This is a genomic window from Streptomyces sp. NBC_00249, assembly GCF_026342355.1.
GTDB lineage: Bacteria > Actinomycetota > Actinomycetes > Streptomycetales > Streptomycetaceae > Streptomyces.
Genome location: NZ_JAPEMV010000003.1, coordinates 852,083 through 866,692, shown reverse-complemented (window position 1 = coordinate 866,692; position 14,610 = coordinate 852,083). Strand labels below are relative to the sequence as shown.

The following is a 14,610-nucleotide window of genomic DNA, read 5'->3' as shown; positions in this document are numbered from 1 at the left end:
GTGTTGTCCGTCGTGGGTGCCGTGGTAGGTGCCGACCCAGAGCTGTGTGAGCATCGCGTTCCGATCTTCGTGGTGGGAGGGGTCCGGGGCGGCCGGGCTCGTAGCCGGCGGTCGCCCCGGGCCGAACAGGGGTGGTGCTGCGTGCCGCCGTTCGAGGGCGGGCGGGTGCGGTGGTCAGCGGTTGGCGAGGGCCGTCGGGTGCTGCCCGCGGTGTTTGGTCTGCTCGGGCTCGGCCAGGACGCGCAGGCCGTGCGGCGTGCCGACGGTGCCGCAGGCGCTGCACTGGACCCGGTAGGAGCGGCGACCGGTGCAGCCGGAGTTCGGGTCGCGGGGCTTGCCGGAGGGGCTGACGGCGTGGAGGCAGACGGTGCCGTTTTCGTGGAGCGGTTCGACCTTGATGGAGATGCGGGCCATGGGTTGGTGCTCCTTCACGGGGCGGGGGCGGGGCGTGCCACACGGTGTGCGCGAAGTGCGGCGCGCCTGCCAACCCCTTGTGCACGGCCTGTCGCGCCGCCCGGCAGGCACAGAACGAGGGCTGACCACCGTGTCCGTGCTGCCGCCGGACCCTCCCCGGCTCCAGACCTCGATCACCTACCTCCGCGGCGAACTCAACCGCGCGGAGGCGGCCCTCGCCACGGTCGAGGAACGCGAGACCGCCACCGCCCGGAAACCGGCGCCACCGCAGGAGCCGCCCGCGTGGCTGGTCGAGCGCGGCATCGGCGCCGGCCGACTCCCCACACAGCTGCACACCGGGGACTGCTGGAACACCGGCAAACGCTGCGCCCCCGCCAGCCCGGAACAGATACGCCGACACTTGACCGAGGGCGTGCCCGGCCTGCATCCACTGCCGCCCCGACACCGCCCTCGGAGTGCTCGAATGACCGGGTACCGGCAGGTGGAGGGATGAGCCCTGACCTGCGCGTCATCGTCTACCCACCGGACGCCCAGGGCGGGCGCCGCGTCCGCGTCGACGGCGAGATCCTCGGCCGCGCCCTCGGTCCCGGCGATCTTCTGAAGTTCCTGCGGCGGTGGGCCGGCCGACTGGAGCCCCGACCCCGGCGAGGAGTGAACGCAGTGCGGGCCGCCACCCGGTCCGGCGGCCCGCACTCACTGTCGCTCTGCTGCCCGTGGACTAGCTGCTGCTGCCGCCGGCCTTCTTACGCGGCAGCTCCGGGCCACCCGCCGGGTTCTTCGGCATACGCGGCAGCACCCGGCCGCCCTCCGGGTTGTTCGACGTATGCGGCAGCTCCAGGCCACCCGCCTTCTCCGGCGTCTGCACCCCGGTATCGGTCGAACCCTTCCCGGTGCTGCTCCCGCCGTCGGCGTTCGAGTCGGGGGCCGGTCCCTTCGCGTACGTGATCGGATTCTTCGACCTACGCGGCAGCGCCGGGCCACCCCGCCCTCCCCCGCCCCCGGTAGTAGTCGACTCAGGTTCGGGCATCTCCTTGGCCACTGTGGACCCCTTTCGCAGCGGTGAATACGGCGGACAAGCCTTTCCCCGCATCCGCCCAGAGAAGTGACTCCACCTCGGATGCGTGAGCGGGTGATATTTCGGCCGTTCTGGATGCTGGTCGACGTCCCGGACCGGTGGATCAAGCCGGTCCGAGCTGTGGCGGTAGGGCTCGCGACGCCCCGCCTTGGCGAGCGTGAAAGCATGCGGCCATGCCCCTCCCACACCCCAATGGCCACTACGCGATCACCGCGATGTACTCCGTAGCCGATGACGCCTGGTACTTGGAACTGGAGCTCGCCGCCGAGCAACTCCACCTTGTGACCGCAGTCGTCCCCGACGAGGATCCTGCACGAGAACCGACGGTGTGTTTCGACCCTCGCGGGCGTCACCTGGAAGTCCCCTACGAAGTCATGCGCTGGTTCATGGACCAGGTCGACGAACAGATCCGTTCGTCGCGTGCCTGGATGCAACTACGGCCCGAGCTTGTCGAGACCATTTACCGACTGCGCCAGGAATACATGGGCTTCATCGACGACGAAGACTTCCCTCAGGTACTGGCTGAAATACGTGCCGCACTTCCGGAAGCGAATCTCCCTGCCGTTCTTTCGGCCGCCTTCGGGCTGAATCCAGACGGCACCACCGTGGACCATCCACAAGCGCCTGCAGATGACGAAGCAAACAGGACTTAGAACTCGCGCGGATAGGCGTTGTCGGACCCTGGCGACACGACAGGCACAGGTCTTGGCGATCATGGAGTTGCGACGCTCTGTGACCACCGGAGAGACCTGTGCCTGTCCTGCCATCATGGCTGACCGAACCGCTGTGGGACCAATTTTCGGTGCTGCTGCCCGAGCGGCCGGTGTACCACCCGGACCATCCGCTGCGGTGTCATCGTCCGCGTATCGGCGACCGGATCGTGTTCGACAAGCTTCTGCAGCTGCTGCGCTTCGGGTGTTCCTATGAGGCGATAGCCGACGCCACGTGCTCGGCCAGCACGATCCGAAGCCGTCGCGACGAGTGGATCCGGCTCGGGGTGTTCAGCCGGTTCAAGCAGATCGCGCTCGAGGGCTACGACCGGATCGTCGGTCTCGTGCTGGAGGAGATCGCGGTGGACGGCGCCATCACCAAAGCGCCGGGCGGCGGCGAGGCGGCCGGGCGCTCGCCGGTCGACCGCGGAAAGCAGGGCATGAAGCGCTCCGGGATGGTCGACGGCTACGGAATTCCGCTGGGCCGGTTTCTGGCCGGTGCGAACCGCCACGACTCCCCGCTGCTGGCCTCCACTCTGGACCGTCTGGGCGATCTCGGCCCGTTGCCCGATGAGATCACCGTGCATCTGGACGCCGGCTACGACTCGACCAAGACCCGTGCACTCCTTGCCGAACGAGGCTTCCGCGGCCAGATTGCCCACAAGGGCGAGAAGGCGCCGATCCAGGCGAGCCGGCGCTGGCACGTGGAGCGCACCCATGCCTGGCAAAACGCCTTCCACCGCCTTGCCCGCTGCTTCGAGCGCCGCACCATCGCGATCGACGCCTTCTTCGATCTGGCAGACACGATCATCACTGTCCGCAGCCTCATCCGCCGGGCCTGGACGACCCACCGCTGGGACGAGCGCCCCCGCCGGCGTCCGTGACCTCCCCGCCCACGGCGTCAGCGACAATGACATCACCGGACGACAGGACAACACATGCGGCGATTCGCACTGCCCTGGGGCGAACTTGAGGTGTTCGCCCCCCATGAGCCCGTCCCCACAACCCTGCAACCCATCGCTGTAGCCCTCGAACATGTCGAGTGCCGTTTCCGCCCGGCGCTCCTCCGGCCGCACCTGCGACCAGAGGCTCCCTACGTGGCGGTCTGGCCCGCGAACCGACCCGCACCCAGCCTCACCGAGAACGCCGCACCGGACCCGCATGTCCTGGAAGAGGTCGTCCTCGCGGAAATCCACTTCCTGACCTGCCACGCCTGCACGGCACGCTTCCGAGCCGTCTACCCCGACACCGGACTCCCGATCTTCGGACGGCATATCGGAGCACACCAACTGATCAACGGCTGCCCCCGCTGCGGCAGTGATTTCGCAGCGTCGCGGATCCAAGCCCTCACCTTGCTGCCACTGCCCTGACAGCCCTCTCGTCACAGCCCGTCACAGCGCCCGTGATCCATCAGCACCTAACAGCCCACCGCCTATCTACGCGAGTTCTTAGTGCGTTGTGGCAAAGGGAGTCCCTGTTCGATGAGCAGGGACTTCTTCGTGTGCGGGGCATGACCGGGGCGGGGTAGGGGCAGGCAGCGGACGGCTTGTTATGGATCGAGGAGGGTGCGATGCCGTCGGTGTTGGGGTTGATGGAACAGCGTGAGGCGCGGGCGAGGCAGGATCTGGAGTCCTGGACGGAGGTCCTGGAGCAGGCTCAGGCGGAGGTGGATGCCGCGCGGGAGCGAGTCGAGCGGGCCCGGGTGGGGCGTGAGGAACTCGTGTCGGTGCTGGCCGAGGAGAGCCCCGTGATTACGCCGGTTTCCGTGCCGTCTGGTGGTGAGACGGCTGCCGCCGTGGGATCGAGCGGCCCCGGCGCGGGGCATGGCGAGAGGCCGCCGGTGCGGCGATCGGGCATGGGTGAAGAGGTGCTCAGCGGCCTGTATCGGGAGGTGTTCGCCGCGGTGGTGGCTGCCTCGGGGCCGGTGAACGGAGTGGAGCTGACGCGGGCGGTGGGCCGGGAAGCGGAGATCAAGAACGAGGTGGAGAAGATCCGGCACCGTGCCTACGTGCTGGAGAAGCGGGGCTGGCTGGTGCGGGCGAAGGACGGACGGTTCATGCCCGCGCCCGGGGCAGTCGGCCGGGACGCTTCTCCGGCCAGCGCGGGGCGTCCGCGGCCAGGCGCCGGGACAGCCTGATCACAGCGGCCCACCACACCATCTGGGCGTGGTGGTCGAGGCGGCGTTCGTGGTCGCGGTTGAGGCGGCGTGAGCGGGAGAGCCAGCTCAGCGTTCGCTCCACCACCCACCTGCGGGCCAGCACGACAAATCCGCGGTGTCCGTCGGATCGGCGCACGACCTCGATCCGCACTCCGTGCCGGGCGAACGCCTTGGCCAGGGCAGGGCCCTGGTAGGCGCTGTCGACCCACACCAGTTTCAGCAGCCGGCGCGGCTGGTCCATGAATGTCTCCAGCAGCGCGGGAGCGGCCTTGGAGTCGTGCACATCGGCTGTGGTCACAGTGACCTCCAGGAGCAGGCCCTCGGTGTCGGTCAGGATGTGACGCTTGCGCCCGTCACGTGATTTCCCGCCGTCGTATCCGCGACTTTCCGCACCGACGGTCTCGGAGGCGTCCACCGACTGACTGTCGATGATCCCCGCGGATGGCTCGGCGTTCCGCCCTTCGTGTTCCCTGGCCGTGCGACGCAGCCGTTCATGCAGTTCACGCACGTAGTCGTAGGCCCGCCAGCGGCGGAAGAAGTCGTAAACCGCCCGCCAGTACGGGAAATCGACCGGCAGAGCCATCCACTTCACACCATTGTCGACCAGGTAGCGCACCGCATCGAGTATTTCGCGGTGGCAATACCCCTCGGGACGCCCGCCCTGCTTGAGGAGCCAGGCCGGCACCGGCATCGCGGAACGGACCTCGGCCCACTCCGCATCCGTCATGTCACTCGGATAGCAGGCCGCCCGCCGCCCCGGAACGATCGAACCGAACCGGTGCACGTAGCAGTCACACCCAGGAGTGACCGCGGTGGACGAAGACACAGAGATACTGCTCAACTGATCGGGCAACGGGCTTCCTTGGGCGTGCTGGGTGTCGTAACCGCGTCACTACCATGGGGCCCGTTCTTTCATGCCCACGGTCGCACCCGTACCTCCGTCCAGATGATCACCCGTGCCCGCATGCCTCGAACGAAATCCGGTTTGCCACAACGCACTTAGCCCCCCGTGAACTGGACAGATGTCAGCTCGTGACGGCTGCGGCCGCTTCGGCGCGGGCTCGTGTGACGGCCAGGCGGTAGGAGTCAGTGCCGGTCTCGATGATGTTGCCGCCGAAGGTGAGGCGGTCCACGATGGCCGCGCAGAGTCGGGGATCGGTGAAGGTTTTCGTCCAGCCTCCAAACGATTCGTTGGAGGCGATCGCCACAGAGCTATTTTCCTCGCGCTCGGTCAAAACCTGAAAGAGGAGTTCGGCACCGCGCCGGTCCAGTTCCATATAGCCGAGCTCGTCAATACAGAGAAGGTCGACGCGGCCGTAGCGGGCGATGGTCTTGGCGAGGAGTTTCTCGTCGGCTGCTTCGACGAGTTCGTTGACGAGTTTGGTCGCGAGGACGTACTTAACCCGGTAGCCGTGCATCGCGGCCTCGGTGCCGAGCGCGATCAGCAGGTGTGACTTCCCTGTCCCGGAGTCGCCGATCTGGCAGAGCGGCATGCTCTTCTTGACCCAGTCACAGGAGGCCAGGGTGTGGATGGCCGCAGGGTCGATGGCCGGGTTCGCGTCGAAATCGAAGGCCCGGAGGGACTTGTCGCGCGGGAAGCCGGCCGCCTTGATGCGCCGCTCGGAGCGGCGCCGTGCCCTGTCGTCGCATTCCGACATCAGCAGCTCGGCCAGAAACCCGCGGTAGGTCATCTGGTCCTGTGCGGCGCCTGCGGCCAGTTCCGGGTACTGGGCCCGGATCGTCGGCAGCCGCAGCATCCGGCATGCCTGGTCCACGGCCGCGTCCGCGGCTTCCTCGGTCAGTCCCCGGTTGCGCTTTGCGCTCATGATTCCCCCTGTTGGGCGGATGGTCCGGCGTGCCGGCGGCGAAGCCGCAGCAGTTCGTCGTAGGCGGCCACCGACGGCAGCGGCCTGGGGTCGGGCGGCAGCGCGGCCAGCCGGCGCGCGGTCAGCGAGGTCACCGTCGCCCCGCCCTCCGCCGGGCGTGTGATCCGTTCCTGGTGCGGAGCGGGCACGCCGGCATCGGTGTCGGCTGCTTTGCGGGCCTCCAACGCGACGGCGTCCGCGGTCAGTGCGCCGGCCTTCAGCGCAGCCGCGATCCCGGCGACCACGTCCTCGTGGGCCATGTGCCGGTGCAGCAGCAGGACCGAGATCAGGGCCCGGGTGCCCTCGGGGTCGCCGTGGGCTTTGCATGCGGCCTGCCACCACGCGTCGTGGACCGGGGTGAACTTGCCGGCCGAACGGGCCTGCTCGAGCGCGGTGGCGCCGGGAAAGGCGCCGGGCTTGCGGACCAGGGCCTCGAGATAGTGGTCCAGGTCAAGGCGGGATCCGCCCTTGGCGATCAGCCGCTCGTGCCGGGCCACTTCCTTGGAGCCGTCGTAGACGACCAGCTCGGAGGCGTGAAGGACGATCCGCACCATCTGGCCGATCAGCCGCACCGGCACCGAATACCGGTTGGAGCGGGCCGAGACCTGCCCGTAGCGGTCCACCCGCACCGAGGAGACGAACCCCGTCTCGAAGACCTCGTCAGGCAGCGGCACCAGCAGCGCGTGCTCGGCCTGGAAGTACTCGCCAATGGTCTTGGGGCGGAGCCGGATCCGGCGATCGTTGTCCTGCCGGTCCCACTGCTCGACCAGCAGATTCAGTTCCGCGAGGGTGTCCACCTGCGGGACGGGGACCAGGTGGTTTCTGCGGAACCAGCCGATCTGTCCCTCGACCCCGCCCTTCTCATGGGCGCCCTCGATGCCTGGGTGGCAGTAGAAGCTAGTGATCGAATAGTGCGAGCGGAATGCGGTCCACCGCTCGGATTCCACCCGGCGCCGGGTCAGGCCCAGGACTTGGGCGACCGCCGCCCGCAAGTTGTCGTAGCGGATCTTGCCGTAGGGGACGCCGCCGAGCGTGTTCAGCGCGTGGACGTGGCCTTCGAGGAAGGCCTCCTGCCCGCAGGACGCGAAAATCTTGTGGACGGACCGCCCCGAGTACGAAAGCCGCAGCGAGAACAGGAAGCACTTCGTCAGAGTGCCGGCCAGGTTGATCCACACGTCCCCGAAATCGACCTCCGCCTCATCGCCCGGGCGGTGGGTCTGCGGGATGAACGAGGCCGGCGGCCCGCGGCCGTCCTCGACCCGGATCTCACGGCGCCGGTCGAAGACGTAGTCACGGACCATCGCGTACGACACTTCCTCAGCGCCGTACTCGTCGAGCAACCGGTGGAAGATCCGCGTGAGTGTATGCCGCTGCTTGCGCGGAGCGTCCAGATCAGCCCGCAGCATCCCGTCGATGGCCAGCTTGTACGGATCAAGACGTGAACCCCTCGGCGGCATCCGCTTCCGAGCAGTGGGCCACGCCGACTCCAGCGCGAGAGCCACTGTGCGCCGCCCCACCGAGTACTTCAACGCCAGCGCGCGACTGGACAGACCCAACTCCCGCGCATCACGACGGATCGCGGCATACAACTCGACCTTGGAGCCGGGCACTGAAGTCCCCTCACGCTCGCTAGCACCCCGATGCTCCCACGACCAGCCCTCCACTGGAGCCAAATCCCATCAACGCGAACTCCACCCACGCGAGGTGGAGTCAGAACTCGCCTTCCGACTGGAGTCACTTGTCGCCTATAGAGCCACAGGCGGGACCGAACTCGTCGAGACCCGCCACCCGCATGTCTGGCTCGTGTCGCGGTCGAGTGGCGCGACCGCGATGTCAGGGCCCTACCTCTACCAAGGCCTGCGAGGTAGCAGGAACGCTTCGATCTCAGCGGTTCCCGGGCTGTATCCGTCAGATGTGTCCACCACCAGTGTCGGCACGTCGAGGCTGATGGGTACGAACTGCGCAGGGTCGTACGCTCCGGCTTCCGTATCCGCGAGGAGAGCTGTATCGCCGTGGGCCACTCGGTGACTGTCTGTCCGTGCTCGCTCGGTGATCCGGTCGACGATGGTCGAGGTGGGAGCGGCGCACCGGACGACGCGGATGTCGGCAAGGTCCAAGAGGGGTTCCAGGCCCGGACGCCAGAGCCGGTCTTGGAAGGCAGCCTCGGCAACGACGGTGACACCCCCCTTGAGGAGGACGGTGATCGTGTTGAAGAACGTCTCCCAGGCAGGAATGTTGAGCGGATCGTCTCTGTCGGGACGGTGATCCGGGCTGTTCATCACCACGCCCTGTTTGATCTCGTCCCGAATGATCGTGGGGCAGCCCAGCTGTGTTCCGAGGACGCGGGCGAGCGTGCTCTTCCCCGTGGCGGGCGGGCCGCTGACGACGACAAGGGTGGGGCGGTTCTGCATGGGCGCTACTCCGATGCGGGAATCGTGGCGGTTCAGGACGGAGCCTAAGGCGTTCCCTGAGTACGGAGTTGGAAGACGATGAAGCCAGGCTGGCGGGAGAGCTTTTCGTGTACGGCCGGGTGGGCACGGGCCATCGAGGCCGCGGGCTGGTGTTCGACGAGGCGGTCGACGGTGAGGTCGGCTTCTGCGAACTCGTCGAACCAGGCCTGGAGGGGCTGGCGCCAGTAGCGGTGGGTCATGCCATTGGACCAGGATTCCTCGGCGTGGTGGGCGGCGAAGTAGCTGCCGCCGTCAGCGAGCCGGTCCGCGGTGGGGTGGCTGGTGGAGATGATGATCCTTCCGCCAGGGCGCAGGGTACGGGCGAGTTCGGTCAGGGGGCGGACGCGGTTCTGGGCGTAGTGGAGGACCAGGGCGAGCAGGACGATGTCGAAGCTGGCGTCGGCGGCCCAGGTGAGGGGTTCGTCGAGGTCGTGCTGGCGGACGAGGCGAGGCGGACCATGTCGGAGCTCTGGTCGATGCCGACGGTGATGGCTCCGCGTGAGGCGAGTTCGGCCATGGGACGGGCCGAAGAGTTCCGAGCCTGTTTAGGGTCGGCTTCAGAGTGGTGGCTTTCCAGCTGGTGAGGTCCTCGTTGGGGATGACCAAGCTCAATCTCCGTGCCGCGGTTGTTCCTCTTGGGGATCATCGAGACGGTGAAGCTGGCGAGGACAGCGCTTGGGGGCGCTGTTCTCCAACATGGCGGTACTGACAATCTGACGAGGGCCGGTTACGGCAAGCGATGTAGCTGGGCAGTCTCCGGGTGTGCGGTTCAGTGGTGTTGGGGCTGTTTTTGCCGCATCTGTTCGGTGTTGTCATCGAGTCGATCAAGCGAACGGCCTGGGGCATCACGCTTCGCGCGGGGTGTCAGACGTCTCCGGTGAGGTGCCCGGGATGCGGTATGCCATCGTGGCGGGTGCACGGCCGGTGCGTCCGTCGGCTCGGCGACGCGCCCGTGGCCGGTAGCCGTGGTCATCAAGCTGACCGTGCGCCGGTTCAAGTGCCTGAGCAGCCGGTGCCCGGCCGTTGCGTTCGCCGAGCAGATCGAGGGGCTGACCAGGCCGCATGCCCGGCAGACGCAGGTGCTGCGGTCGATGCTCGCTTCGACCGCGCTCTGCTTGGCGGGCGGTCCCGGCGCCCGCCTGGCCGCGGCCCTCGGGATCCGTATCGCCAAGGGCGCGCTGCTGGACCTGCTCCGCTCGGTTCCGCAGCCACCCGTCGGCGCCGTCAGGTTCCTGGGCGTGGACGATTTCGCTCTACGCAAGGGCGACTCCTATGCAACGACCCTGGTTGATCTGGAAGCCCGCCGGGACGCCGAGCCGCTGGCCGCATGGCTTCGCCGCCACCCGGAGGTGGAGGTGACCTGCCGGGACACCCGGGGTGGCGCCTACGCGGAGGGAGCCCGAATCGGTGCCCCGCAGGCGATGCAGGTCGCCGATGCCTGGTATCTGTGGCGGATCGTCGCGGATGCGGTGGAGAGAACGGTCGGATCCCACCACGGGTGCATCCAGGCCGGGTTCGCCGCGACCCCGGCTTCGGCGGAGGCAACCGCGAGGGACCTGGTCACGCCGGAACCGTCCAGGCCGGTGGTCGTACCGCTCGTCCCGCCTGACGGCACGCTCGACGTTGGGATAGATGGCCTCGCCCCCCAGGAAGTCCTTGGGCCACTCCTCCTCGGGGAATTCGACGTCTGGGCCCTCGCCTCGCAGGTACCGGGAGCAGGCGGCGGCCTGGTTCACTGCCTCGTCGAGTTCAGGCGGTATCGGAGTCAGGACCCCTCGTCGTCGTGGAGTACCAGGCCCGCCGGTCTCGCCGGTTGGGCCGGTTCAGGCGGGCGGGGCGGGCGGCCAGTTTGGGGCGGGGTCCTTGGACAGCAGGGGGCGCAGGGCGCCGACCGCCGCGCCGATGCAGGTGTCCCGCAGCTCGGTGCGGGTGCAGGTCTCGCGCGTGAGCCAGTCCACGCAGAGCACCTGGACGAACACGAGCCAGGCCTTCAGTGCCGCGGAGACGGCGGCGTGCGTGCGTTCGTCGGCGAGCGGGAGCACACCGAGCAGGCGTGAGCGCAGGGCGTCGAGTTCGTCCGTCATGATCGTCTGGATGACAGGGTCGCCCGCCAGCACCCGGTTCGCGGCCAGGACGGCGTGGCGGTTGGTGATGAAGTAGTCGAGGTGGGCGTCCAGGCCCTGGGTGAGCTGCTCGACGAGCGTGGCACTGGGGTCGAACGTCGTCGCCTCCAGCAGCCGGTCGGCCGCCTGCTGGTAGACCGCCGCGAAGAGGGCGTGCTTGCTCGGGAAGTGCTGGTAGAGCAGGGCACGGGACACGCCGGCCTGCCGGGCGACGTCCTCCATCAGCACGTCGTCGTAGGGGGCGGCGGAGAAGAGCCGTGCGCCGACGGCGAGCAGCTGGGCACGGCGGTCGGCAGGGGTCAGGCGTCGGCGGGGTGGCACGCACCCAGATTACTACTTGACACGCGTCTACCAAAGGTGGCTATCTTGAAGTTAAGTAGACACACGTCAACTAAGTGGGGTGGAGTCATGGCCAAGGCACTCCGGGTGTTCGCATGGGTGATGGGCCTCGCGTGCACGGCGATCGGGCTGTTCCACGTGGTCGGCGGCAATGCCGCGATTCCGGGCGAGGCCGACGCCGGCCCCACTCTGGACAGCCTGGGCCGGTTCTTCGGCGCGATCTTCTCCGGGTACGGGCTGGCCTGGCTGTGGGCGGCCCGGCAGGACCCCGTCCCGGCGAAGGTGGTGCGGTGGCTCGCGGCGGTGTTCCTGCTGGGCGGCGTGGGGCGGCTGTTGTCCCTGGCGGTGCACGGGTGGCCGCACTGGTTCCAGGTGGCGTTGACCGTGATCGAGCTGGCCTTCCCGCCAGTCTGGTTCTGGCTGGCGGATGCCGACGAGCGGGCGTTCCAGGAGCAACGGCCCGCGGGTACGCCGGCCGCCGGGCCGTCTCTTCCGGATCCCGCCTGACCCGCACCCAGAACCCCCGTCCGTAGCGCGATCTGCCCCGTCCCCATCCGAAATTCCGTTGGAAGCACGTGAGATGTCAGCTCAGACCAACCCACCCGTAGGCGAGCGCGAGAGAGCGGGGCTGTCCGCTCCGGCAGCCACCGGCGGCGTCATCTCTTAGAGGGCCTAACAGAAGCCGGTTGTGGTGTGACTGTCGGCTTGGATGCTCGTTGGTCTGGTCGTGGGGAAGAGGGAGTCTCGTCCGTGGGCAGTCTCGGATGACATGACCTGCTGGCGCCGCCTTGAGGCTTGGAACGCAGTCGGCGTCTGGGACCGGCTCCATGCCGTCCTCCTTGCCGAGCTGCGGGGGGCGAAGCAGATCGACTGGCCGAGGGCGGTGATCGACTCCAGTCATGTCCGGGCCGCTCGAAGGGGCCCAAAAGCGGGCCCAGCCCGGTCGACCGCGCACGTCCGGGCAGCAAGCCCCACCTCATCGTCGACGGCCAGGGCATCCCGCTCGCCGTCTCACTGACCGGCGGTAATCGTAACGACGTCACCCAGCTGATACCGCTGCTGAAGAAGATCCCATCGGTCGCCGGCCTGGTCGGACGGCCACGCAAGCGGCCCGACAGCTTGCTCGGCGACCGCGGCTACGAGCACGACCACGACCGCGACCGCGACCGCGACAAGTACCGTCGGCTCGTCTGGGCGATGGACGTCAAACCGGTGATCGCCCGCCGCGGAGTCCCGCACGGATCCGGGCTCGGAGTCCACCGCTGGGTTGTCGAGCGAACCATCGCCTGGCTCCACGGCTTTCGCCGACTACGCATCCGGTGGGAACGACGCGACGACATCCACGAAGCCTTCCTCGGCCTCGCCACCTGCCTCATCACCCACCGACACGTCCAACGACTTTGTCAGGACCTCTAACATCGCCCCCCTCCCGGGTGGTTGACCGTCCCGGCCTCGGCGGCGGCACCGTGCTCGCGCATCCACGTTATGCAGACCTGCCGCCCGCGAACCGCCCGGCATTGCGCCAGGCCAGGCGGTGGCAGTCGGCCTGGGCCATCAGGCGGTGGGCTTCGCGTCGCAGCTTGTCGGTGGGGTTGCGCTGGTCGAGACGGTGGTGATGGTTGGGAGTGCGGCATGGCTCGGACACGTGTCCGGTCACTGGCTGCTCCGTGGGCTGTAGGGCTGGAGGAGCTGGTCGACGGGTGCGTGGTCGTCGGTGAGCAGTTGAGCATCGCCGATCCAGGAGGTGAGGTCGTCGCCGGTGGCGATCTTCCAGCCGGTTTGCCGGGCGTCCAGCGCTTCCTGGGTCGCGCGGAGGTCGACGGGTCGGTTGGAGGCGAGCACCACCAGATTGCCGCCCTTGGGGGTGGAGGTCGGGCCAAGGCCGATATCGGAGGGTTCGCCGACGAGGGCAACGTGCTCGAAAGTTTCGCTGATGGTGGCTACTTCGGCACGTGCGAAGGCCAGACCACCGTGATCGATGAGGTTGGCAACGTACAGGCCGTCTTCGTTGAGCACCCGCCGTACGTCAGTCATCGCTTCCACCGTAGTGAGGTGCCATGGCACACTGACGCCCCCGAAGGCGTCGCCGACGACGAGGTCACGACTGCCGGCGTCCAGTCGTCGTAGGCCGAGCCTGCCGTCCTCTACGCGTACGTCGACACCGCCTTCTGATCTCAGACCCAGTTGGTCGCGGTCGATGCGCACGACCCCGCTGTCGATCTCGGACACAAGGCTGCGGGTCCCGGGCCGCGTGGCCGCGAGGTAGCGGGGAAAGGTGAGCCCGCCGCCGCCCAGGTGATGGGCAGCAAGGGGCACACCTTTGGGAAAGGCGGCATCGACCACCGACGCGATGGCGCGCACGTACCCGAACTTGAGCAAGGTCGGGTCGTCGATGTCGACGTAGGAGTGCCGCACGCCGTCCAGAACGAGTGTGCGGCCGCTGCCCCGGTCGGGGTCGGCGACGACCCGTGCGCAGTGGTACCTGGTCTCCGTGTCGCAGCCACCGGGCGCGACCATGGTGGCGAGGCCGCCGGCAACGACGACGAGTGTGAGGGCAGGGGTGCCTCTCCACCCGCGCGTTCGCCACTCGACCAGCGCCGAGCCGACCACCAGCAGTGTTCCGAGGCCGATGAGGATGCCGCTGACCGGCAACCGCGTGACGAGGACGAAGCCGGTGAGGACCGTGCCGACGATGGCGCCGACGGTGCCGACGCCGGACAGCCGGCCGACAACCGCTCCGGTCTCGGCGAGGCTGGTGAGACGCAACTTGGTCACGATCGGCGTCACCGCAGAGAGCAGCGCGCCCGGCACGAGGATGGTCAGAGACGCGATCAACAAGAGTATCGCTGGCGCCCACTCCGCAGTGGCGCGCAGCACGGCGGGGGTGAGCGCCACGACCGCTCCCGACACCCCGAGCGAGGGGCCGATGAGACGGCGTGGATTGACCTGGTCGGCGATGCGCCCACCCAGCCAGGAGCCGAGGGCGATCGCGGTGAGGGCGATGCCGATCACCATGGTGCTGGTCTCGAGGGTGAGGCCGAGGTAGGGAGCCAGCAGCCGCAAAGCGACGATCTCCACCACCAGGACCGCGGCCGACGACCCGAACACAAGCACGGCAGCGGCACGGGGACCCAGGCCGTAGTTGTGAGGGGACGTGCCCTCGGCGACAGGAGAGGAGGACGATCTGGTCACGGCCGACATCCTTGCACGCGACTCATGGACAGCATGGCGGAAGTCCTCATTCAGCTGGATGCGGGTCCATGCGGGCTCCTCGCCCGCCAGAGAAGGTGCGGAGCCAGAGCTCTCCCTGAGCGGCGCGCGGCGAGAGGGGCAGCATCTGCAAACAGCAGGTGGTGATCCCTTGGGGAGCAGTTGGGGACCAGGGCGGTCAGTGCGGGTCAGACGGCGGTATCGGCCGTGACTGGCAGCGAACGAGGTGCACGGAGCACCATGAGGTGCGCGGACAGCGCGGCACC

Annotated in this window: 15 protein-coding genes and 1 pseudogene; 7 read left to right on the top strand and 9 right to left on the bottom strand. The window is 68.3% G+C overall.

Annotation, left to right across the window (positions count from 1 at the left end):
• Nucleotides 1-174: 174 nt before the first annotated feature.
• Complete coding sequence (locus OOK31_RS17900; RefSeq protein ID WP_267088227.1) at nucleotides 175-414, bottom strand: hypothetical protein; 240 nt, start codon at nucleotides 412-414, stop codon at nucleotides 175-177.
• 130 nt (nucleotides 415-544) lie between these two features.
• On the opposite strand from OOK31_RS17900, the gene OOK31_RS17895 reads away from it, so the two are divergent.
• Nucleotides 545-907 (top strand): DUF6233 domain-containing protein, encoded by a 363-nt coding sequence (locus OOK31_RS17895; protein WP_267088226.1) that lies wholly within the window; start codon nucleotides 545-547, stop codon nucleotides 905-907.
• A 225-nt stretch (nucleotides 908-1,132) separates the two neighbouring features.
• Here the strand turns inward: OOK31_RS17895 and OOK31_RS17890 are convergent, their stop codons facing one another.
• Nucleotides 1,133-1,453: a hypothetical protein gene (locus OOK31_RS17890; RefSeq protein WP_267088225.1), complete on the bottom strand. Its 321-nt coding sequence runs from the start codon at nucleotides 1,451-1,453 to the stop codon at nucleotides 1,133-1,135.
• A gap of 209 nt (nucleotides 1,454-1,662) precedes the next feature.
• Between OOK31_RS17890 and OOK31_RS17885 the strand changes: the two genes are divergently transcribed.
• The 4 genes from OOK31_RS17885 to OOK31_RS17870 all read left to right on the top strand — a co-directional run bounded on the left by OOK31_RS17885 (nucleotide 1,663) and on the right by OOK31_RS17870 (nucleotide 4,336).
• Nucleotides 1,663-2,142 carry a hypothetical protein gene (locus OOK31_RS17885; RefSeq protein ID WP_267088224.1) on the top strand — a complete coding sequence of 160 codons (480 nt, stop codon included), beginning with the start codon at nucleotides 1,663-1,665 and terminating at the stop codon, nucleotides 2,140-2,142.
• A 98-nt stretch (nucleotides 2,143-2,240) separates the two neighbouring features.
• On the top strand, nucleotides 2,241-3,083 hold the full coding sequence (locus tag OOK31_RS17880) for an IS5 family transposase (RefSeq protein ID WP_267088223.1): 843 nt from the start codon (nucleotides 2,241-2,243) through the stop codon (nucleotides 3,081-3,083).
• A 213-nt stretch (nucleotides 3,084-3,296) separates the two neighbouring features.
• Nucleotides 3,297-3,569 carry a hypothetical protein gene (locus tag OOK31_RS17875; RefSeq protein WP_267088222.1) on the top strand — a complete coding sequence of 91 codons (273 nt, stop codon included), beginning with the start codon at nucleotides 3,297-3,299 and terminating at the stop codon, nucleotides 3,567-3,569.
• Between the two features lie 200 nt (nucleotides 3,570-3,769).
• Nucleotides 3,770-4,336, top strand: a complete 567-nt coding sequence (locus OOK31_RS17870; protein WP_267013158.1) for a hypothetical protein — start codon at nucleotides 3,770-3,772, stop codon at nucleotides 4,334-4,336.
• On the opposite strand, the gene OOK31_RS17865 is transcribed toward OOK31_RS17870, so the two are convergent.
• The 6 genes from OOK31_RS17865 to OOK31_RS17840 all read right to left on the bottom strand — a co-directional run bounded on the left by OOK31_RS17865 (nucleotide 4,254) and on the right by OOK31_RS17840 (nucleotide 11,116).
• A complete protein-coding gene (locus tag OOK31_RS17865) occupies nucleotides 4,254-5,084 on the bottom strand; it encodes an IS5 family transposase (protein ID WP_267013159.1) in 831 nt (276 codons plus the stop codon). The two genes, OOK31_RS17870 and OOK31_RS17865, sit on opposite strands and share 83 nt — an antisense overlap.
• A 298-nt stretch (nucleotides 5,085-5,382) precedes the next feature.
• On the bottom strand, nucleotides 5,383-6,183 hold the full coding sequence (istB, locus tag OOK31_RS17860) for an IS21-like element helper ATPase IstB (protein ID WP_267088221.1): 801 nt from the start codon (nucleotides 6,181-6,183) through the stop codon (nucleotides 5,383-5,385).
• Nucleotides 6,180-7,832: an IS21 family transposase gene (gene istA / locus OOK31_RS17855; protein WP_267088220.1), complete on the bottom strand. Its 1,653-nt coding sequence runs from the start codon at nucleotides 7,830-7,832 to the stop codon at nucleotides 6,180-6,182. Before istA ends, istB begins: the two co-directional genes overlap by 4 nt.
• A gap of 237 nt (nucleotides 7,833-8,069) precedes the next feature.
• Complete coding sequence (locus tag OOK31_RS17850) at nucleotides 8,070-8,633, bottom strand: AAA family ATPase (RefSeq protein ID WP_267088219.1); 564 nt, start codon at nucleotides 8,631-8,633, stop codon at nucleotides 8,070-8,072.
• Between the two features lie 44 nt (nucleotides 8,634-8,677).
• Complete coding sequence (locus OOK31_RS17845; protein ID WP_267088317.1) at nucleotides 8,678-9,052, bottom strand: hypothetical protein; 375 nt, start codon at nucleotides 9,050-9,052, stop codon at nucleotides 8,678-8,680.
• Nucleotides 9,053-10,495: 1,443 nt separating this feature from the next.
• The gene (locus OOK31_RS17840) at nucleotides 10,496-11,116 is read right to left on the bottom strand and encodes a TetR/AcrR family transcriptional regulator (protein ID WP_267088218.1); all 621 of its coding nucleotides are present in this window, start codon (nucleotides 11,114-11,116) and stop codon (nucleotides 10,496-10,498) included.
• Between the two features lie 87 nt (nucleotides 11,117-11,203).
• On the opposite strand from OOK31_RS17840, the gene OOK31_RS17835 reads away from it, so the two are divergent.
• Entirely contained in the window at nucleotides 11,204-11,641 is a 438-nt protein-coding gene (locus tag OOK31_RS17835) for a DUF4345 domain-containing protein (RefSeq protein WP_267088217.1), read from the top strand.
• Nucleotides 11,642-11,903: 262 nt separating this feature from the next.
• Nucleotides 11,904-12,550 (top strand): annotated as a pseudogene (locus OOK31_RS17830) (IS5 family transposase); the annotation flags it as partial.
• Between the two features lie 237 nt (nucleotides 12,551-12,787).
• On the opposite strand, the gene OOK31_RS17825 reads toward OOK31_RS17830, so the two are convergent.
• Nucleotides 12,788-14,326, bottom strand: a complete 1,539-nt coding sequence (locus tag OOK31_RS17825; protein ID WP_267088216.1) for a fused MFS/spermidine synthase — start codon at nucleotides 14,324-14,326, stop codon at nucleotides 12,788-12,790.
• Between the last annotated feature and the right edge of the window lie 284 nt (nucleotides 14,327-14,610).

Coding starts and splice junctions, on each gene's coding strand:
- OOK31_RS17865 (WP_267013159.1), bottom strand. CDS start 5,084: ATGACGGATGCGGAGTGGGCCGAGGTCCGTTCCGCGATGCCGGTGCCG.
- OOK31_RS17835 (WP_267088217.1), top strand. CDS start 11,204: ATGGCCAAGGCACTCCGGGTGTTCGCATGGGTGATGGGCCTCGCGTGC.
- istB (WP_267088221.1), bottom strand. CDS start 6,183: ATGAGCGCAAAGCGCAACCGGGGACTGACCGAGGAAGCCGCGGACGCG.
- OOK31_RS17885 (WP_267088224.1), top strand. CDS start 1,663: ATGCCCCTCCCACACCCCAATGGCCACTACGCGATCACCGCGATGTAC.
- OOK31_RS17850 (WP_267088219.1), bottom strand. CDS start 8,633: ATGCAGAACCGCCCCACCCTTGTCGTCGTCAGCGGCCCGCCCGCCACG.
- OOK31_RS17900 (WP_267088227.1), bottom strand. CDS start 414: ATGGCCCGCATCTCCATCAAGGTCGAACCGCTCCACGAAAACGGCACC.
- OOK31_RS17870 (WP_267013158.1), top strand. CDS start 3,770: ATGCCGTCGGTGTTGGGGTTGATGGAACAGCGTGAGGCGCGGGCGAGG.